This is a genomic window from Lewinellaceae bacterium, assembly GCA_020636105.1.
Lineage (GTDB): Bacteria > Bacteroidota > Bacteroidia > Chitinophagales > Saprospiraceae > BCD1.
In genome coordinates this window covers 1,871,825-1,889,302 of the sequence record JACJYL010000002.1, presented here as the reverse complement: position 1 = coordinate 1,889,302, position 17,478 = coordinate 1,871,825, and the positions used below count along the sequence as shown (strand labels likewise).

Below are 17,478 nucleotides of genomic sequence, written 5' to 3'. Positions count from 1 at the left end.
GCTTTTCCGGGAGGCCTGTATTGGCATACGTAGTATGGATAGAAAATGTTTCGTTATGAACCGAATAAAACTTTACAAAGGTTATATTTTAATTCTATATCGTCTTTTCTGCCCAAAGCATCCTCAAATCCTGAAATAATCGATTCTATTGGCCGGAAAATGGTGAATTGGGTGAAAGGCATGTATTCGCGTTTTTCTTCCAGTCGTTTCCACCACTTAGTCCTTCCACGTCCTGAGGTGATAACGAGGATGAAATTCTTACGGATGGTGCCGTTTATACTGACCAAAGGCATGATCTCCTCCTCAATGAACAGCCCGATATTCTCATCTGCATAATCGGGATGCGCGCCATATTTGGTCAGTAATAATTTTTCTATGAAAGACAGGTGCAGGATAAGGAACTGGGATGCAGCGATGTCTTTTTTCTGGTCTTCCCAATTGCCATACCACAGGCCCTGCTTGTCCATAATGGGTTGCTCCTCCGAATGGATGGAAATGTTCAGCACCTGTTTAAAGATTTTTTCCCTGTCATTGTTTCTGATCCTTTGTCGAATCCTATTGTCAAAAATGGTCACTTTTGTCGTTAGAACTTCAAAAAGCTCAATGAGTCTTGATTGCTCAAGCACGGAAACAGGGGAGCCATCAGTGATGTCCCTCATAAAATAGGTGCGATAAATGCCGTGAGAACGGTAACGGAGCAGATTGCTGTCAGACGAAAATCCTCCATGGGCCAGTTGAATGGTATGCTTATGGCCTGAAAACGGATGGTCGTCTGTCAGTTCATTTGTATTGTAATATCTGAAAACTTCGTCACTGTTTTTATCAAAACTCATCCGGCCGGTGAGCAGTCCGTCAATAAGGATGTTGATCCTCAAAGCATCTTCACTGATCCATTCTCGTAGCCACAATTTGTATGCTTCGAGAATGTCGTATCCACGGGGCTGGTCTCCCTGTTGGGTTTGGGGCTGGTTGATGATGCGGATCACCCCGGTGGCCCTTACTTTTTCCCATAATTGCTGACGTTCCCCGATAGGAGCGAAAAGGCTGACGAAACGGAACCTGGCCAGGTTTTCCCAGATGAAATCATCCTGACGCATGCGACTTACCTGCTTGATGTTGGCCGCCTTCCATACATGGAAATATTTCTTAAAATAGCCTCTTTCGTGGTTATATTTTTTGTCGAATTCGTTATCGCTTTCCTTGACTTTTTTGCACACTTCAATATCATCATGCGGGGCAGATTCCGGGCTTGTGGCAGGGATGATCCAGGGGAAGTAGCCCAAATCCCTGTCCGAATCATTGGCTTTGTCCCGGGTGGGGTTTTCGTCTCCGCTCTGAACGCTTGAAAATTTATTATTGAAAAGCATTCCCGCACAGATCTTATCCTGGAAACTTCCCCCCAGCCTTGGAGAGAAGGTGTCAGAATCCATGATGTCTCCCATGAGCGCTTCGAATTTTCTGCGCACCAAAGGCTGCATGGCATCGACTTTCAGCTGTGTGGGCGTGCCGATCCATACCCCGACCCGATAAAGTTCGTTGGGCATATTATTGTCGATCACCCCGCTATCTTTCGGGCGTACATTGGTTTCCTGCATGGAAATGTACAGTTTCAAACCGTTCTTTTGAATTCCTACAAGGTCATCGCCTTTGTAATGTTTGACATTTCGGATTTCATTTTCCAGCATGGTGAAAAAGGCATGTCGTCCGACGACTTCCCCCGGGAAGAAAACATTGCTGGATTTTAGATATTCCTTAATTTTCACATAATCTTTTCCCGGATTCACAAAATCGCTCATTTCCTCGAATTCCTTGTGTTCCGAGAACCAAAGTTTTTCGCCGGTTTCCAGCTCAATATAGTATTCGCCCGCCTCATTTTTTTTGGCATCAGGGCGTTTGTTTTTGATGTCAATCTCTACAAATACTCCTTCATCGTGTAATTGCTTTGGTCTGAAACAGGATATCTTTTCCTCACTCGATTTGAGCTGATCGGCGTATTTGGTAAAACAAATGGATATTTTAAAAATATCTTCAGATTTGGCGATGGTGCCCAGGTAGAGTGGGTTGTTGATAAAATCTTCCCACAATACATCAAACATACTGGCTGATTCGCCCCCAAAATGATTGTCGCGGGCGATGCCGCTCCAGAAGGCACCTTTCTGCATGAGGAATTTAATGAGCGGGTAGATTTCACGGTCCAGGGATCCGGGAAATTTCACTACGTCGTATTCATCCTCAGTGTCTTTAACGAAGTATCCTTCCATCCATGGGGCGATAAGTTCCAGTAACCTGTCATGGTCATAACCCGGGGGCAGGTGTTCCTGAACGATATCTTTCAGCTCTGCCGTTTCCTCCAGGTGGATTGCTTTTTCATGTTGAATGCGATCTGCCCGACGCTTGAACCACCAACTCAGCGCAATGAGACTGTGGGCACTGATGTTATGAGCGTAACTGTCGATCATAATCGAAATGATCGCGGCCTTGAGGTAGGGAGAGTAAACTTTACTGTGAATCACCCTGTCATTCAGGCGTATACGTTCCTTAAAATATAGGAGGTATTTTTTGTAGTATTCGTCGTATTTGAGCTCTTTGAGTATGGGGTTTTTATTGATGTATTCATAAAACACCGGGCTCAGGGAAAGTTGAATCGCTTCGGATTTTTCCATGTTACGACCTACGAGGTCCCAGTCCAGGATAAGGTTTTCGTAAAGGATACTGAAAGCCTTGATCATTTTGGCGATCACTTTTTCATTGAGCGCCTCGGCATCGGCGGCACTGTACACAAGGTGGATGATCCCGTCAAATTCTCCAAATTCAATCAGGGGAATGGACAGGTATTTATCCTCCATAACATTGAAATAGGACTGGAGGATATGGTATTCTGCATGCTGACGCGGGGTAGCCGTTTTAAAGGAAGAGTCGGGATAAAGGATGGCTTCGAAATAATCAGCCAGGTTGCCCATGCTTACCTTCGGGATATCCGAGAGCTTGTAGTCTCCACGGTAGAAGGCTTTAAAGAGTTGGGAACTCACTACGGCCGTTTTACTGTTGAGGTCGGTCACGTCCAGGAAATCCCAATGTTCGTCCAGTTCTTCCTTCCAGTTCCTGACGGATCCTTCCAATAACTCTCGCTGACGAGGAATTCCGGCATAAATAAGGGGCACGTCCTGATAACGGGTAATGGTCGTAGACTCTAACCGGGGAAGTGCGTTGATGAACATAGTGAAGTTGTGTTCCAGGAAATACCCTTCAACCTCCATGTGCAGTCGATCCTGCAAAAGGCTGTAAAATTCATCGACGCGTGGAAACGCGATCACTTCCCGTATCAAAAAGGGATCGCGTGTAAGGGTATGCGTAGTCGGCATTACTCGTGTAGTTTTGTTTAATTTAAAATAAAGTTATAAAAAAACAATGGAAGGGAAGGTGGATTTATAGGACAAATTTCCCTATGAGAATAAAATATGCGAAAATTTTACGTTTTTATACGAATTTTATTCTTGTTTTACGTTTTTGTATTGTGTATTTCTGCGGTAGTTTTCTCTTTCCTTCCTATGGAGGTGCTGACCGGAGTTATTTCAGGCTGAGTTTTAACGGCCAGAAGACCGGTTTTTTTTCGTTTTCGATGGCTTCATCAATTGGACTCAGAGTAGGTAAAGTAGTTTGTCGGGCGATCAGTCTTTTTAAACGTTTGTAGTTTCCGGTTTTCCTGTATGCTTTGTAAGCTTCTGTTTTGATCACCGGTGCGAGGAACTTATTCCACCAGGCAATCTGACTGGTGTCTGATAGGAGCATCTCTGCTTCGCCTTCTCCTTCTAAAAAGGTATTGGCAATGGTTGCCAGAAGCCGGCTCAGCTGGATGGATTTGAAAATAGAGTGATCGGACAAAATCGCGAGTGCAAATTCTTGTTCCTGACTCGCAGTGAGTGTTTTTTGTGAACCTGCCAGCCATTGAGCGATAATGCTCCGGGGAGATTCTGCCAGGTGAAAGATCAGCGGCAGGGTAATATTCCGGTTTTTGAGATCACTGAAGGCGTCTTCCGGCAATTTACTCAAAGTCGATAATTCATAGGAAGCCGGCACCCAATCGGCATTATCATTGATAATTTGCCGCATCATGCCATAAGCGGTGGCAAACTTCATCAACTTTTTCTTCTCTTCCTGGTGAATGCCCAGCGTGTCGCAAAGGAATGATGTATTGAGCGTAAAAAGCGCAGCGCAGGTCAGGTAGATCCTTTTAAGGTAAAGTTCCGTAAATTCCCAAAGGGATCTTGGAAGGTCACTTTTCAGCTGATCCATAAAATCTTCCAGCCCCTCGAAATCAATGCATGGATCCATTGTTGCCGCAAACTGAAATTCCTCAAGGTGGTCCTTTTGGATGAAACTTTGATAGGTATTGTGTTTTTTTTCGATCAGTTGCCCGATATCGACGAGTTTGAAGGCTTTTCGTACCGTTTGGGTGAGTTTCAGTTGAATGCTTTCCGGGAACGCAGATTCTATATATTCGTATAAATTATCTTTTAAAATATTGGCAATCAGCAGGTTGTTGGCTATGGTTGCTGGAGAGTTTACCCCGTTTTTCCGGTCAAGGATCTGGTTGTGGAGATATTGAATGGTGATGATCCCTTCGAAAACAAAAGGGATTTTTACCAAAAATAAGGCTTCGTTTTGAGATACCGAATGATGCATCTTTTTGTTCCATCCGAGTCGATCCCGGATGATGAGATACATTTTTTGAGCGAAATAAGCCCGCAGTGGCGTGCCGTTCAGACGGGTGCGAAGAGGCCGGAAGATTTCCGGATCCAGGTCTTTGTTAACTCCGAGGTGTTCAAAGTGTTTCAGCTCTTTCCTCAGCGCACTGGCAAGGGTACGCATTTCTTCCTTTCTGTTTTGGAGCATTGAATAGTTTTTGGATTAATTAAATGCCAATTAAATTTTCGTTTTATCCGTTAGTTTGAGAAATTTACTGAGGTTTTCGTAGGCGGTATCGGGGAATTGCCCGGGGTCAGTAGCCTATTTTCCATCGGGAGACAGATCCTTTTTATGGATCAGCGACTCATTTTTAATGATCAGGACCGCAGCAATAATTATTGCGACGAGTCTCAGAAGTAAATTCCTCACAGTATGCATTTTTCTCTTCCTGCAGCTTTGCTGTATTCGGAAATGCAGGTTTAGCGCCCTGTCCTTCCTAATGACAAAGGCGAAAACCAATTTATGTTTTCTCAACAAAATAATAAGGGAATTTTGTGCCAATTTTTTTCTTAGCAAAGAATACCGAAGGAGTTGTCTTTATGCTATTGACATCCAATGGCTTGGAGAGCGGGAAAAAAAGAACAGAAAAGAGAGGTTGCGAACCAGGCGAAAAAAGAACGGTCAAAAACGATTTTTTTTCGTTTTTGACCGTTCAAGCCCATTAGGGACAAAAAAAACAGGTTGATTTACAGAAATTGCTCCCGTGGCAGTTGCTGAAAGCCCTTGATAATCCCTGAGTCCGACTTTTTGATAAAAGCGAGAATGTGTTCCTTTTCCGTGCTGTCTTCGAGGTCGGACTGTATGATCTCCATCGCATTACTGATGCTATATCCCTTGACAAAGAGAATCCGGTAAATTTCGTGGATGCGGTTGATCTGCTCGGTTTTAAAATTGCGGCGTTTAAGTCCAACGCTGTTGACCCCCACGTAAGATAAGGGTTCCCTGGCGGCTTTGATATAAGGCGGCACATTTTTTCGCACAAAACTGGTGGCGGCGATAAAGCTGTGGGCACCGATCTCGATGAATTGCTGAACGCCGACCATGCCTTCTATGATCGCCCAGTCGTCGATCTCCACATGACCGGCCAGGTTGACATTATTGGCCAGGATGACGTTGTCATGAATGATGCAGTCGTGGGCCACATGCACATAGGCCATGAGCAGGCAATTGTTCCCAACCACCGTTTTACCGGCATAACTGGTACCGCGGTTGATAGTGACATATTCCCTGATGGTGGTATTGTCTCCAATTTCGGCAGTAGTGGTTTCTCCGGCAAATTTAAGATCCTGGGGAACACCCGAGATGACGGACCCGGGGAAAATTTTACAATTTTTACCGATCCTGGCTCCTTCAAAAATGGTCACATTCGGACCGATCCAGGTGCCTTCGCCAATGACTACATCCTTATCGACAAATGTAAAGGGGCCAATTTCTACATTGGGCCCGATTATAGCCTCTGGATGGATGTGTCTGCTATTATTCTCTGATTTAGTCATGTCTATCCGCGATTAACTATTTGGGCGGTGAGGTCTGCTTCCGATACGATTTTGTTGCCTACATAGGCAGTCCCTCTCATTTGGCATATGCCACGCCGGATAGGTGCCAGGAGTTCCATCTTAAAAAGAATGGTATCTCCTGGAACCACAAAATGTTTAAATTTTGCATTTTCTATTTTAAGAAAATAAGTGTCCCAGTTTCCTTCATCTTCCACCGTAGAGAGGGCGAGGATTCCACCAGTCTGCGCCATGGCTTCAATTTGTAAAACCCCTGGCATGATCGGGTTTCCCGGAAAATGTCCCTGGAAATAATACTCATTAAATGTAACACTTTTTACACCAACAACATGCTCGTCAGATAGTTCTATGATTTTATCAATTAGCAGGAAGGGGGCTCTGTGGGGCAGTCGTTTCATCACTTCTTTGGTGTCGAGTAATGGAGGAACATCGGGATCGTATTTGGGTTTCCCCTTTAACTTGCGCTGTTGCATGTATTGCTCCCGAAGCAACTTCGTGAACTCTGTATTGGCTTTGTGTCCTGGTTTTGTCGCCACAATTTTGGCTTTTACGGGTTTGCCGAGCAGGTACATATCCCCCAATAGGTCGAGCAGTTTGTGTCGGGCGGGTTCGTTATTGAAACGCAATTCAGTATTGATAATGCCTTCGCCGCTGAGGCCTATAGAGCGTTCGCCCAGTTTTTTTGCCAGGGCGTCCAGTTCATCCTGTGGCATGGCTTTGTTGGCAATGATGACGGCATTGTCGAGGGAGCCGCCTTTGATGAGGTTGCTGTCGGCCAGGGCTTCCAGTTCATGAAGAAAAACGAAAGTCCGGCAGGAAGCAATTTCACTGACATAATCCGTCTTCTCATTAAAGTCCATATACTGTTGGCCCAGCACGGGAGAGTTGAAATCGATCATAACAATGGCCTCGAATTTATCGGAAGGCAGGGCCATGATTTCCGTGCCGGTGGCTTCATCTTTATAAACGACAGGTTCTTCGAGGATGAAATATTCACGATTCTCTTTTTGTTCTTCGATGCCTGCTTCCAGGATCGCTTCTACGAACTGTTTGGCACTGCCGTCCAGGATGGGAATTTCCGGTCCGTCAATTTCAATGAGCACATTATCGATATGTAAACCGGCGAGTGCGGAGAGTATGTGCTCCACGGTACTGATACTGGCTTTGCCCTGTTCCAGGGTGGTGCCTCTCAGTGTGGTGGATACTTTACCCACATCTGCGGTGATGAATGGATGTCCTTCCAGATCTGTCCGCTGAAACTTAATACCATGGTTTTCAGGGGCAGGTTTGATGCACATAATAGCGGCCTGGCCGGTATGCAAACCGGTACCCTTGATGGTAACCTCTTGTTTAATGGTCTTCTGTTTCATAAGTCTGTTTTTAAAAATTTAGCGGTGTTGTAGTGATAACCATGCTAAAAAACATCCTTTCATAGGTCAAAATGAGATTTGTCCGTAAATGGATGCTTGCCGGCCATTATTTTTTTAATTCTTCTATTGTCTTTTCCAGTTGGTGAAGTCGTTTGTAAAGGTCGGGCAACTGTTTGAATACGCTGTAGGACCGGATGTAATCCCTGTAACCAATGGCAGGGGAACCGAAAACAGCGGTGCCCTCCTCCGTGATGGATGCCGCGAGCCCGCTCTGGGCCTGTATCATGGTTTTGTCGGCTACCTGGATATGGCCCGAAAAACCGACTTGTCCACCGATGCGGCAGAATTTTCCTATTTTGGTACTCCCTGCCACGCCGGCCTGGCTGGCCATGACGGTGTGTTCATCGACTTCGGTATTGTGTCCCAACATGACGAGATTGTCGATCTTTACGCCTTTTCTGACGAAGGTTGAGCCGATGCTGGCCCGGTCGATGGTCGTATTGGCTCCAATTTCGACATCATCTTCGATGACCACATTGCCCACATGGGTGATCTTCTCGTAAGTGCCGTCAGCTTTGTTCACAAATCCGAACCCATCGCCGCCGATCACGGCATTGGGGTGGATGATGCATCGGTCGCCGATTTGTGTGCCGTTCATGATGCGTACCCCCGGGTAGATGATCGTATCCTGACCAATCACCACATCCTGACCGATATACACTTGGTCGTAAATGATCGTATTGGCGCCAATAGAGGTGTCCTTTCCTACAACGGCGAAGCGGCTTACCGCAACCCCTTCTCCGAGGCGGGCCGTAATATCGACGAAGGCCATGGAAGATACGCCGGAGGGTATCTCCTGTGTACGGTTGAAATGTTCCAATAAAATGGCAATGGAAGCATACACATCCTTTACCCGTAACAGGGTTGGCTTAATGAGATCAGGGGGTTGGAAAGATTCATCCACCAGCAAAACGGAAGCGGTAGTCGTAGCAGCGAACTGCTCATACTTACGATTTCCAAGGAAGGAAATGGTTCCTTCGCCGCCTTCTTCAATCTTGGAAGGGGCATGCACCACAACATCGGGATCTCCTTCGATGGTGCCCTTCAATAAAATGGCTAATTCTTTAGCGGATATCTGCATGGGTGCAAAGGTAGGAGGAAAAAAATTTAAAATTTAAAATTTAAAATTAAAATGTGAAAAGGAGTCTTTTTACCAGTATCCGGAAATAGTGGATTTTAAGATGGTCCTGGTTGAGCAATTGAAGCGGAGAATCAAGGCTTTTTTGGCTGGTTTCACGCAACAAACCTATTCCAAGAGCATCTTATAGAAGTCAAATTTATCACAACCATAAGGTCATCAAAGAAATGCGACGGCCTATTGACGACTTCCAACGGGCATTTTTTTTAAATCATTCCAATACTTTCCTCTTCACTCCCGGCGAAAATCAAATACTCAACTCATCCCGATAAACTACCGCCAGCAATACCTGTCCTACGGCACGGAGTGTATTTCGGTCAATGACTTTCATATTGTCATCATGAGTGTGCCAGTGGGCACCGAATTTTTTGTCCTTCATGTTGATGATGTCCACCATGGGGATATTCGCGATGGTGTTGATGAAATAGTGATCGTCAAAGGCAAAACCCTCCTGTTTGTTGATAAAATAGGTGCCGTAGCCCATTTTTATGGCGGTGGACCATATTCCATTGACCAGCCCGGGGGCGAAGTGCATGGATACATCTTCTTTGTGGAAAGTTGCGCCGGCGGAGCCGACCATGTCAAGTAAGATGCCATATTTTGGCCTGATGCCGCTGAAATTGTGGGCGTAATATTGGGCGCCAATGGCCCAGGAGTTTTGTCTCTTTTCGATTTCAGCTTCTTCTGTGGGCTCCGGATCAGTGCTATCACCGTAATCTTCGGCATCTAAAAAGACGAAATCCACGCCCATATCGGGGCCGTCAATGCTGAACTGGCGGGCCAGTTCTATCAGAACGCCTACACCGCTTCCCCCGTCATCGGCACCGAGGATAGGTTTGTCCTGATCCCTCGTGCTCAGGTCTGAATCTGCAATGTGTCGGGTATCCCAGTGGGCAGCGAGCACAATGCGGTTGGTGTTGTCGGGTTTGTATTTGGCGATGATGTTGGTAGCGGGGAATTTATCTCCTGTATATACAGCTGCTTCGAAGTTTTGCTCGGTGATCTCCATACCGTAAGACCGCATCTTTCCAATGATCCAGTTTTTGCAGTCTTCATGCCCTTTACTGCCCATGACGCGTGGGCCGAAATCTACCTGTCGCTGCACGAAGGTATAAGCCGAATCCCGATTGAAAGGAGGGACTTTTACGGGTGGCTTTTCTACAGTCGGCGTGTCCGGCTTATCTTCAGATTTATCGTTTTTACAGCCCATGACCAGAGTTAATAAGAAGGCCATCAAAAGAACGGTAACACCAGGGAAATTGCGTTTGGAGTACATGCTAAATAAATTTTTTGTTAAAGGGTTGGGGGTGAAAAATGGGTAATATTTTTATTTAACCGCAAAGGTCGTAAAGGAGATCCAAAGTATGCGGAGAAATGGGAGTTATTTTTTGGGAGGGTTTAAAAGTTCAAAAGGTTCAAGTTGAGCGAAGCGAAATCCCGCACCGCAGGTCGGGGATGTTTCAGGTGTTTTCAAGGGTTCAATCTCTCTCAATCTGTCTCAATTTCCTTCAATCTAAAACCCTTACCCAAAATGTTTCCAGCCCTGGGCTTTTATTTCATGGATGTTACCACCCTTGGAATGAAGTTTTACACCGTCAGCGGCAGGAGTGATCTCTCCGGCAATATAAATGTCGGGCATGAACTTCACTTTATCCAGGTCTGACGGGTCGATGGTGAACAACAATTCGTAGTCCTCTCCTCCGCTTAGTGCACAGGTAATCGGATCCATATTAAAATCTATGGCCGTAATTTCTGCGTCGGGATGAATGGGCACGCCGCTTTCTTCGATAAAGGCTCCTACTCCGGATTGTTTGCAAATGTGGAACAATTCAGAGGCCAGCCCGTCGGAAATGTCGATCATGGAGGTAGGAACCAGTTGAACTTTATTGAATTCTTCGATCATATCTCTCCGAGCCTCGGGTCTCAACTGCCGTCCTACCAGGTAATCTTTTCCCATAAGATCGGGCTGTATTCCCGGGTTGGATAAGTAGATTTGTTTTTCTCGTTCCAGCAATTGCAATCCGAGGTAGGCGGCTCCGAGGTTACCCGTAATGCAAATGATATCGCCCACTTTGGCACCGTTGCGGTAAACGAGCTTTTCTTTTTCGCCCTGGCCTATGGCTGTGACGCTGATAAAAAGTCCCTTGGGGGCTGAGGTCGTGTCTCCACCAATAAGGTCCACACCATAATGTTTACAGGCGGTGTGTATGCCATCGTAAAGTTCTTCAAGGGCTTCGACAGAAAACCGGTTGGACATGGCAATGGATACCAGCACTTGTTTAGGCTGTGCATTCATGGCGTAGATATCGGAAAGGTTGACGACAACAGATTTATACCCAAGGTGTTTCAGGGGCATGTACATGAGGTCGAAATGAATGCCTTCCACCAGGGCATCCGTTGAGACGACGGTCAGGAATTGGCCATTATCGATCACTGCGGCATCATCGCCAACCCCTTTGCGGGTAGAGCTGTTCTTGACTATGGTCTTTTCCGTAAGGTGGTCGATCAATCCGAATTCACCCAGTTCGTTTACGTCCGTTCGTTTATTATCTGACATACGCTTGTTGCTTGTTATTCGTTACTGGTTGCTCGTTACTGGTTACTGGTTGACTTGAGTCTACTCAAATCAGTAACCAGTAACGAGCAATATGTTATAATGAATCCAATAATTTTTGTGTTTCAGAATAATCTTCGCCAGTTTCTTTGGCCATGGCGATAGCTTTGTTGCCGTATTTTTTGGCTTTCCCCTTTTTACCCAGCTTGGCATAAAGGGCGGCCAGGGTGTCGAGGTTGAAGTATTCTGCACTTAATTCGACGGATTTTTGAGCCCATTTCACCGCTTCCTTGAGCATTTTTTTATCATCCACCGATAAATAAAACGCCCAGGCGTAACTGTTGAGTTCCTGGTAATCATCGGAGGGGTATTTTTTGAAATAATCAACGACCGACTGTGCGAAGTGGGGAGCATCCCCGGCAGTATTGTAATAATTGATCTTCATCTGTGCTGAAGTTTTCTGGGCCAACTCCGGGTAGAACTGCTGGATAATATTTTCCACCTGTTCAAAGTTAGGGGAAGCTTCGCCGACGTAGGCATTTTTGACGGCAATATCCTGTACCTTTTGTTCCATATAATCGACGCCAAACATATTTTCAAACGACGTTTTATTGTCTTTGAAAAATTCGAACATTTTAGAGTCAACGTCATCGACTGCATAAAAAATGAGTTCCATGGACTTCTCGGTCGTCCAGTCTTCCTGGGTGTCGAGATAGGCCTCCACAATTTTGGTATGGCTCCCGTCCATCAGGTCTATCTTTGCTTTTGCAAAATTGTAAAGGAACTCGGGATCGCGTTCTCCTCTTTTGAACTTTCTTTCCTGGCTTCCAATACTATTCTCGGTATCCATGGCTGCGGCTCCCAGAGCCAAAAAGGTTTCTGTTGGCTGGTAGCCGATGCCGCGGTGGACGAGATTGCCGTCACCGTCGATGAATAAAAAAGAAGGGTAGGCTCTGACGTTGTAAAGTTGTGCCAGGCCGGGACCTTCCCCTTTTTCCATGTCCATTTTTACATTGAGGAAGGTATTGTTGAAAAAATCGCCGACACTTTCGTCAGAAAAGACGTCTCTGTCCATCATTTTACATGGGCCGCACCAATCGGCGTAAGCATCTACAAAAATAACTTTGTCTTGTGATTTCGCTTTTTCGAGTAACTCGTCCCAGTCTCCATGCTGGAACTTTATCTGACCTAAAGATTGGGTTGCCGAAATCAGTACGATCAGGAAAGTGAATGGAATAAATTTCATATTTTTAAGGTTGACTTTTGGACGGAGGACGGTTGTTTTGGTCAAAATCAGGTACTCTGCCCGGTGAATGTTATTGTTGAAAAAGTGAATGTTTTTGTTCAAATGGTTCCAGAGATTCCAAGGGTTCCAAGGGTTCAAATTGAGGGCAGCGAAATCCTGTGCCGCAGGTCGGGAGGGCTCCAAGGGTTCAAGGATTTACTTTAGCATTTTATTTTGACTATTCTTTAGGCTCCTTTGAGTTTCTTTAGGAACATTTCAACTCTTGCCTTGGCTTTCATGCCTACCGCTTCAGCCTTTACGAGGGCTTTTTCGGCAACCTTTATAGCTTCTTCCTTCTTCCCATTTTCAAACAGTAAACCCGCATAGGTCAGGTCATAATCATAATCGCCGCTGATTTCGGCAGCTTCTCTGGCGCAATCTTCGGCAAAATCCATGGCTTTTTTGTCATCCTTGAAATTTTGGACGATGACAATAGCCAGCTTACTCAAGGCTTCCGGATTTTTGTCAATTTCATTTTTAGCGTATTTTTTGGCGGCTTTCAAATAGCCCTTTGCGTCTTTGGTGATCAGGCTGTATTTCATCTCGTTGGTAAGGATGAACTGGTCGGCGCCTTCGGGGTAATGTTTTTTTATTTTATCATAGGCTTCTTCCTTTAAGTCGGGCGATTTAAATTCCAAAGCTTTCTCTACAGTGGTTTGACAGGCTTTAACGATCGTATTTTGCACCGCTCCCACAGACGTTAAGGCTTCGATTTTGTTTCTGTTCTGAATGAACAGATCGAAAATGTAAGAGTCTGCCTGGGTAGTACTTTCCATAAGGATCATCAGGTTTTCTTCGGAAGAAAAGTCTTTCTGATCACGAAGGTATTCATTGGCTACCTTAAGACTTGATTGTCCTGATTTATTCAAGGCAGTAATGTATTTGAGTACAAGCTTAGGATCCCGGTTGCCTTTTTCGTATTCTTCGGCAAATTGATCACTGTTGTCATTGAGTTCCAATGCTTTTTTGCCCAGGGCGATAAAACGCTCGACATCCTGAGCACCACGTATATTTTGGACTACCCTTCCATCAGGGGCGATGTAATAAAGTGTAGGATAGGCACTTACCGGGTATTTTTTACCGAATTTCAGGCCTTCTCCCTTTTCCATGTCCAGTTTGAGATTGATAAAATTACTGTTGTAAAAACTTCCGACTTCGGCCTGGGTGAAAACATTTTCAGACATACGTTTGCAAGGTCCGCACCAGGTGGCATAAGCATCGACGAAGATGATTTTGTCTTCTTTTTGGGCCATTTCAATGGCTTCGTCCCAGGTACCATGTAAAAATTCTATCCCCTGGGCGAAGATAGTTGTGGAACAAAAAGTGAGCAGGAGTAATGAAAATATCTTATCCATAAATATAATTTTGGCTTAATAACCGCAAAACAGGTTTGTATAGTGTATAACGCCTGTTTTTCTTTCCGGTTTAAAAATCTAAAAGGCTCTGTGTCAGAAAATTTCGACAAAAATACACTCAATAATGTGATATTTTGATTTTTCCGTTACTTTCTCTAACTTTAAAGGTCGAAAGAATCATCATTAACCAACAAATTAAAAGTAAATGTTTAAAGAATTTAAAGACTTTGCCATGAAAGGCAATTTGGTAGACATTGCAGTAGCTTTTGTAATGGGTGCCGCTTTCAATACTGTTGTAACTAAATTTACAGCGGGTATTGTATCACCGCTGATTGGGATGATATTCAACAGTGATTTCAACAGTCTTAAATGGGTGCTGAAGGAAGGGGCCGCCGAACAAGTGGATGCAAACGGTACTGTGGTAACCGCTGCTGTGGAAGAAATTGCCGTGAAATACGGAGAATTCCTCACCGCTACCATCGATTTTATTATCGTTGCCTTCGTCATGTTTATGCTTGTCAAAGGAATCAACAGTATGAAGAAAAAAGAAGCTGCCGCCGCTCCTTCTCCTCCTGCCGGACCTTCAACTGAAGATCTGTTGGGCGAAATCAGAGACCTGCTGGCGAAGAAATAAGCATTTTAGCCGGATTTTCCGAAAGGTAAATCTATGCGCATTTTTGAAAAATAAATTACGGGTTATTCATCATTGGATGAGTAGCCCGTTTTTTTACTATAGTTATTTTAGCAGGAAATTCTGAACAACTTCACTACCTTCATTGTAAAATAACTTTCTATGAAAATTTTAAAATGGGCTTTCATTATGTTATTTAGCTTTTCCCTTTTTGGATTTTGCCAGGCACAGGATTGGGCGAATCTAAAACGGTTTCAAAAAGAGAATGCTGAATTGAAAACGCTTGTGCCCGGAGCAAATCGTATCGTATTCATGGGCAACTCCATTACGGAAGGTTGGTCGAATATCCGACCTGAATTTTTCGCCGGGAAACCCTATGTAAACAGAGGCATCAGCGGACAAACAACCCCGCAAATGTTATTGCGGTTTAGACAGGATGTTATTGATTTGAACCCAACTGTAGTAGTTATCCTGGCAGGGATTAACGATATAGCGGGTAATACAGGCCCTTCCACTATTGAAATGATAACGGATAATATTTTTTCAATGGTGGAACTGGCAAAAGCCAATAATATCAAGGTGGTGTTATGTTCAGTACTCCCTGCTTTTGATTTTCCCTGGAGACCAGGATTGGAACCTGCCGAAAAAGTCGTAAAACTCAATGCTATACTGAAAGCTTATGCTGACAAACAAAATTTAATTTATGTCGATTTTTTCTCGGCAATGGCAGACGAATCCAATGGTTTGAAAGCAGCATTGGGAAGCGATGGTGTACATCCCAATGCTGCCGGGTATGCTGTGATGGAGCCTCTCCTGGAAAAAGCGATAAAAGATTGTTTAATAAAATAAACCGTAGTCCACAACGTGGATTAATGCTTTTGGGTGCTTTTATTGATGGTTTAGAATGACAACCGGTTTCGTCAGGTCCATGTTTTTAGATGAAATTTTTATGAAAAATAATCCCGGTTCCAGGTCCTTTATCTTCATTTCATAGTGGGACAGGTTCTTTTTGACAGAGGTGGATTTTACCGTTTGCCCCATTGTGTTAAACAATTGTATGTCGAAATTACCTATAGCTTCGGAGGCCCACTCCAATACGATAACCTCATTCGTCGGATTGGGGTAAATTTTTACGAAAACATCCTTGGTGGTTTCGCCAGTACCTGTTGTCAAAGGAAAAGACGTTGATGTTTCCGTTACGCCTATCAAGGTAGAATCTATGGAGTAGGCAGTAATGCGAAACCAATACAGTGCTTCCTGCGGAAAGCCGGAAGGATCCCAAAGAAAGGAGGCGTCGGTTAAATTTTGGGCAATTGTGTTATAAGAAACCTTGTCGTCATAACTCACTTCAACAGTATAACTCACAGGGCATCCCTCGTCCGGGTTGGTCAACTCCCAGCTTATGGGCTGATCCGCTGACCATTCATCGGAAGGGGTTATGATTTGAATTTCGGGATGGTTATACATGTGTAATAGTTCAGCAAATCCAACGCCAGTGACTTCCATTCCATCTACGGTACCTTCTATGGAAGTGCCACCTTCAAAAAAGTAAAAAGGCTGGACCAGTTCGCTATTGGTATTGATAGAGGTGATGACCAGGTCAATATCGTGGATTTCCGATGTCAGTTGCCACTTTTTGGCGTAACTTCTCTGCTGATCAGGAGTAATGAAATAGCCCAGCCGCTTTAGGTGAAAATCCGAAGTGGTAAAGGTTGAATCTTCGTTTACGTAAGCAGAAAACATTTGGTATTCCTGGACCGGCGGAATTTCATTATCCACGGTAAAAATATTCCAAAGGTTGATGTCCATACCATTGGAAAGTTGCAGGCTGAACCATTCGTATTTTTCGCCGGTCAGGGGATTGAAACTGCCATATTGACGATCTATCCAAGCCGTTCCGGTGACGGCTTCAGTAATGTTTCCGAGGGTTAATGTTCCGGAGGCTTCTATACCGGTGAGCGAATAGTAGTAGGTGTAATTTACAATCCCCTGGTTGAAAAGACCTGTTTCTCCTACGATCAACGGGCGTTTTACGGTATTGTAATTTAACTGGATAGCCCCCGCATTTGAGGCGGCCGAAATATTGTATTCAAAGGGGAGCAGATCTCCGTTTTCATCTTTGGCAGTAACCCAACTTTCATTGCCTCCACCCGGGAACAAACTGGCTTGGATCTCCAGATGATCTGTGGCAAGGGTCGGGTAGGTACAGACCTTCATGTCAGAATAAAAAGCACCGGTGGTTTCATTCGCAATATTCAAGAGTCGAAAACCATCAAAGATCAAAGAATCATAATAAAAATAGGTGAGCATCACCGTGTATTCATTTCCGGTTTCTTCACCTGTGAGATGGGCTGTGGTGTACCACCATTCAATGGCTTCTCCCTCGTGCCAGCCTTCATCTTCAGGAAAGGTAATGACTGTTTCATCTTCATGGTAAGGGTAGTTTTTCCAGTCCTGGGAAAACGAAGTAGTGGATAAAAAAGCGACCCATAGAAATATGGATATAATTTTTTGTGTCATTAATTTTTATTTTAAAACAATATTTAGTATATTTGGTTTTTACCATTCAGCCTCAATTTACTAAATGATAAGCAAAGATGTTTTATGGAAAGGCGCTATTGAAGATTTTTTTGAAGATTTTCTGCGTTATTTTTTTTCGGAATTTGTCGATGAAGTTGACTTTGACCGAAATTATGAATTTCTGGATAAAGAGTTGGAACAACTTTCTCCTGATTCTTATACCCAACACAAGTTTGCCGATAAACTGGTGAAATTTTATTTAAAGAGTGGTTTGGAGAAATGGGTGTTATGCCACATTGAAGTTC

12 protein-coding genes are annotated in these 17,478 nt (G+C 44.4%); 2 read left to right on the top strand and 10 right to left on the bottom strand.

Annotated elements, in window-relative coordinates; translation table 11 throughout:
• Positions 1 to 53 precede the first annotated feature (53 nt).
• From H6571_24570 to H6571_24530, 9 genes are all read right to left on the bottom strand, one after another.
• Positions 54 to 3,362: a hypothetical protein gene (locus H6571_24570; GenBank protein ID MCB9326926.1), complete on the bottom strand. Its 3,309-nt coding sequence runs from the start codon at positions 3,360 to 3,362 to the stop codon at positions 54 to 56.
• Between the two features lie 205 nt (positions 3,363 to 3,567).
• Complete coding sequence (locus H6571_24565) at positions 3,568 to 4,893, bottom strand: polyprenyl synthetase family protein (GenBank protein MCB9326925.1); 1,326 nt, start codon at positions 4,891 to 4,893, stop codon at positions 3,568 to 3,570.
• A gap of 539 nt (positions 4,894 to 5,432) precedes the next feature.
• The gene (lpxA, locus tag H6571_24560) at positions 5,433 to 6,242 is read right to left on the bottom strand and encodes an acyl-ACP--UDP-N-acetylglucosamine O-acyltransferase (GenBank protein ID MCB9326924.1); all 810 of its coding nucleotides are present in this window, start codon (positions 6,240 to 6,242) and stop codon (positions 5,433 to 5,435) included.
• A 2-nt stretch (positions 6,243 to 6,244) separates the two neighbouring features.
• Positions 6,245 to 7,630, bottom strand: a complete 1,386-nt coding sequence (locus tag H6571_24555; protein MCB9326923.1) for a bifunctional UDP-3-O-[3-hydroxymyristoyl] N-acetylglucosamine deacetylase/3-hydroxyacyl-ACP dehydratase — start codon at positions 7,628 to 7,630, stop codon at positions 6,245 to 6,247.
• 106 nt (positions 7,631 to 7,736) lie between these two features.
• Positions 7,737 to 8,771, bottom strand: a complete 1,035-nt coding sequence (lpxD, locus tag H6571_24550; GenBank protein MCB9326922.1) for a UDP-3-O-(3-hydroxymyristoyl)glucosamine N-acyltransferase — start codon at positions 8,769 to 8,771, stop codon at positions 7,737 to 7,739.
• Positions 8,772 to 9,075: 304 nt separating this feature from the next.
• Positions 9,076 to 10,104 carry a M28 family peptidase gene (locus tag H6571_24545; GenBank protein MCB9326921.1) on the bottom strand — a complete coding sequence of 343 codons (1,029 nt, stop codon included), beginning with the start codon at positions 10,102 to 10,104 and terminating at the stop codon, positions 9,076 to 9,078.
• 246 nt (positions 10,105 to 10,350) lie between these two features.
• Positions 10,351 to 11,385, bottom strand: a complete 1,035-nt coding sequence (gene thiL, locus H6571_24540) for a thiamine-phosphate kinase (GenBank protein ID MCB9326920.1) — start codon at positions 11,383 to 11,385, stop codon at positions 10,351 to 10,353.
• Between the two features lie 94 nt (positions 11,386 to 11,479).
• Positions 11,480 to 12,628, bottom strand: coding sequence for a thioredoxin family protein (locus tag H6571_24535; GenBank protein ID MCB9326919.1), 1,149 nt, complete (start codon positions 12,626 to 12,628; stop codon positions 11,480 to 11,482).
• Between the two features lie 224 nt (positions 12,629 to 12,852).
• On the bottom strand, positions 12,853 to 14,022 hold the full coding sequence (locus tag H6571_24530; GenBank protein ID MCB9326918.1) for a thioredoxin family protein: 1,170 nt from the start codon (positions 14,020 to 14,022) through the stop codon (positions 12,853 to 12,855).
• Positions 14,023 to 14,227: 205 nt separating this feature from the next.
• Between H6571_24530 and mscL the strand changes: the two genes are divergently transcribed.
• The gene (mscL, locus tag H6571_24525) at positions 14,228 to 14,656 is read left to right on the top strand and encodes a large conductance mechanosensitive channel protein MscL (GenBank protein MCB9326917.1); all 429 of its coding nucleotides are present in this window, start codon (positions 14,228 to 14,230) and stop codon (positions 14,654 to 14,656) included.
• Positions 14,657 to 14,815: 159 nt separating this feature from the next.
• Positions 14,816 to 15,502: an acylhydrolase gene (locus H6571_24520; GenBank protein MCB9326916.1), complete on the top strand. Its 687-nt coding sequence runs from the start codon at positions 14,816 to 14,818 to the stop codon at positions 15,500 to 15,502.
• 39 nt (positions 15,503 to 15,541) lie between these two features.
• Here H6571_24520 and H6571_24515 read toward each other — a convergent pair whose 3' ends face one another.
• Complete coding sequence (locus tag H6571_24515; protein MCB9326915.1) at positions 15,542 to 17,173, bottom strand: T9SS type A sorting domain-containing protein; 1,632 nt, start codon at positions 17,171 to 17,173, stop codon at positions 15,542 to 15,544.
• Positions 17,174 to 17,478 lie beyond the last annotated feature (305 nt).

Bases quoted from the DNA above. Each gene is read 5' to 3' on its own strand.
- H6571_24530 (MCB9326918.1), bottom strand. From the start codon at position 14,022: ATGGATAAGATATTTTCATTACTCCTGCTCACTTTTTGTTCCACAACT.
- H6571_24520 (MCB9326916.1), top strand. From the start codon at position 14,816: ATGAAAATTTTAAAATGGGCTTTCATTATGTTATTTAGCTTTTCCCTT.
- lpxA (MCB9326924.1), bottom strand. From the start codon at position 6,242: ATGACTAAATCAGAGAATAATAGCAGACACATCCATCCAGAGGCTATA.
- H6571_24555 (MCB9326923.1), bottom strand. From the start codon at position 7,630: ATGAAACAGAAGACCATTAAACAAGAGGTTACCATCAAGGGTACCGGT.
- H6571_24515 (MCB9326915.1), bottom strand. From the start codon at position 17,173: ATGACACAAAAAATTATATCCATATTTCTATGGGTCGCTTTTTTATCC.
- lpxD (MCB9326922.1), bottom strand. From the start codon at position 8,771: ATGCAGATATCCGCTAAAGAATTAGCCATTTTATTGAAGGGCACCATC.
- H6571_24545 (MCB9326921.1), bottom strand. From the start codon at position 10,104: ATGTACTCCAAACGCAATTTCCCTGGTGTTACCGTTCTTTTGATGGCC.
- H6571_24570 (MCB9326926.1), bottom strand. From the start codon at position 3,362: ATGCCGACTACGCATACCCTTACACGCGATCCCTTTTTGATACGGGAA.
- H6571_24565 (MCB9326925.1), bottom strand. From the start codon at position 4,893: ATGCTCCAAAACAGAAAGGAAGAAATGCGTACCCTTGCCAGTGCGCTG.
- H6571_24535 (MCB9326919.1), bottom strand. From the start codon at position 12,628: ATGAAATTTATTCCATTCACTTTCCTGATCGTACTGATTTCGGCAACC.
- thiL (MCB9326920.1), bottom strand. From the start codon at position 11,385: ATGTCAGATAATAAACGAACGGACGTAAACGAACTGGGTGAATTCGGA.
- mscL (MCB9326917.1), top strand. From the start codon at position 14,228: ATGTTTAAAGAATTTAAAGACTTTGCCATGAAAGGCAATTTGGTAGAC.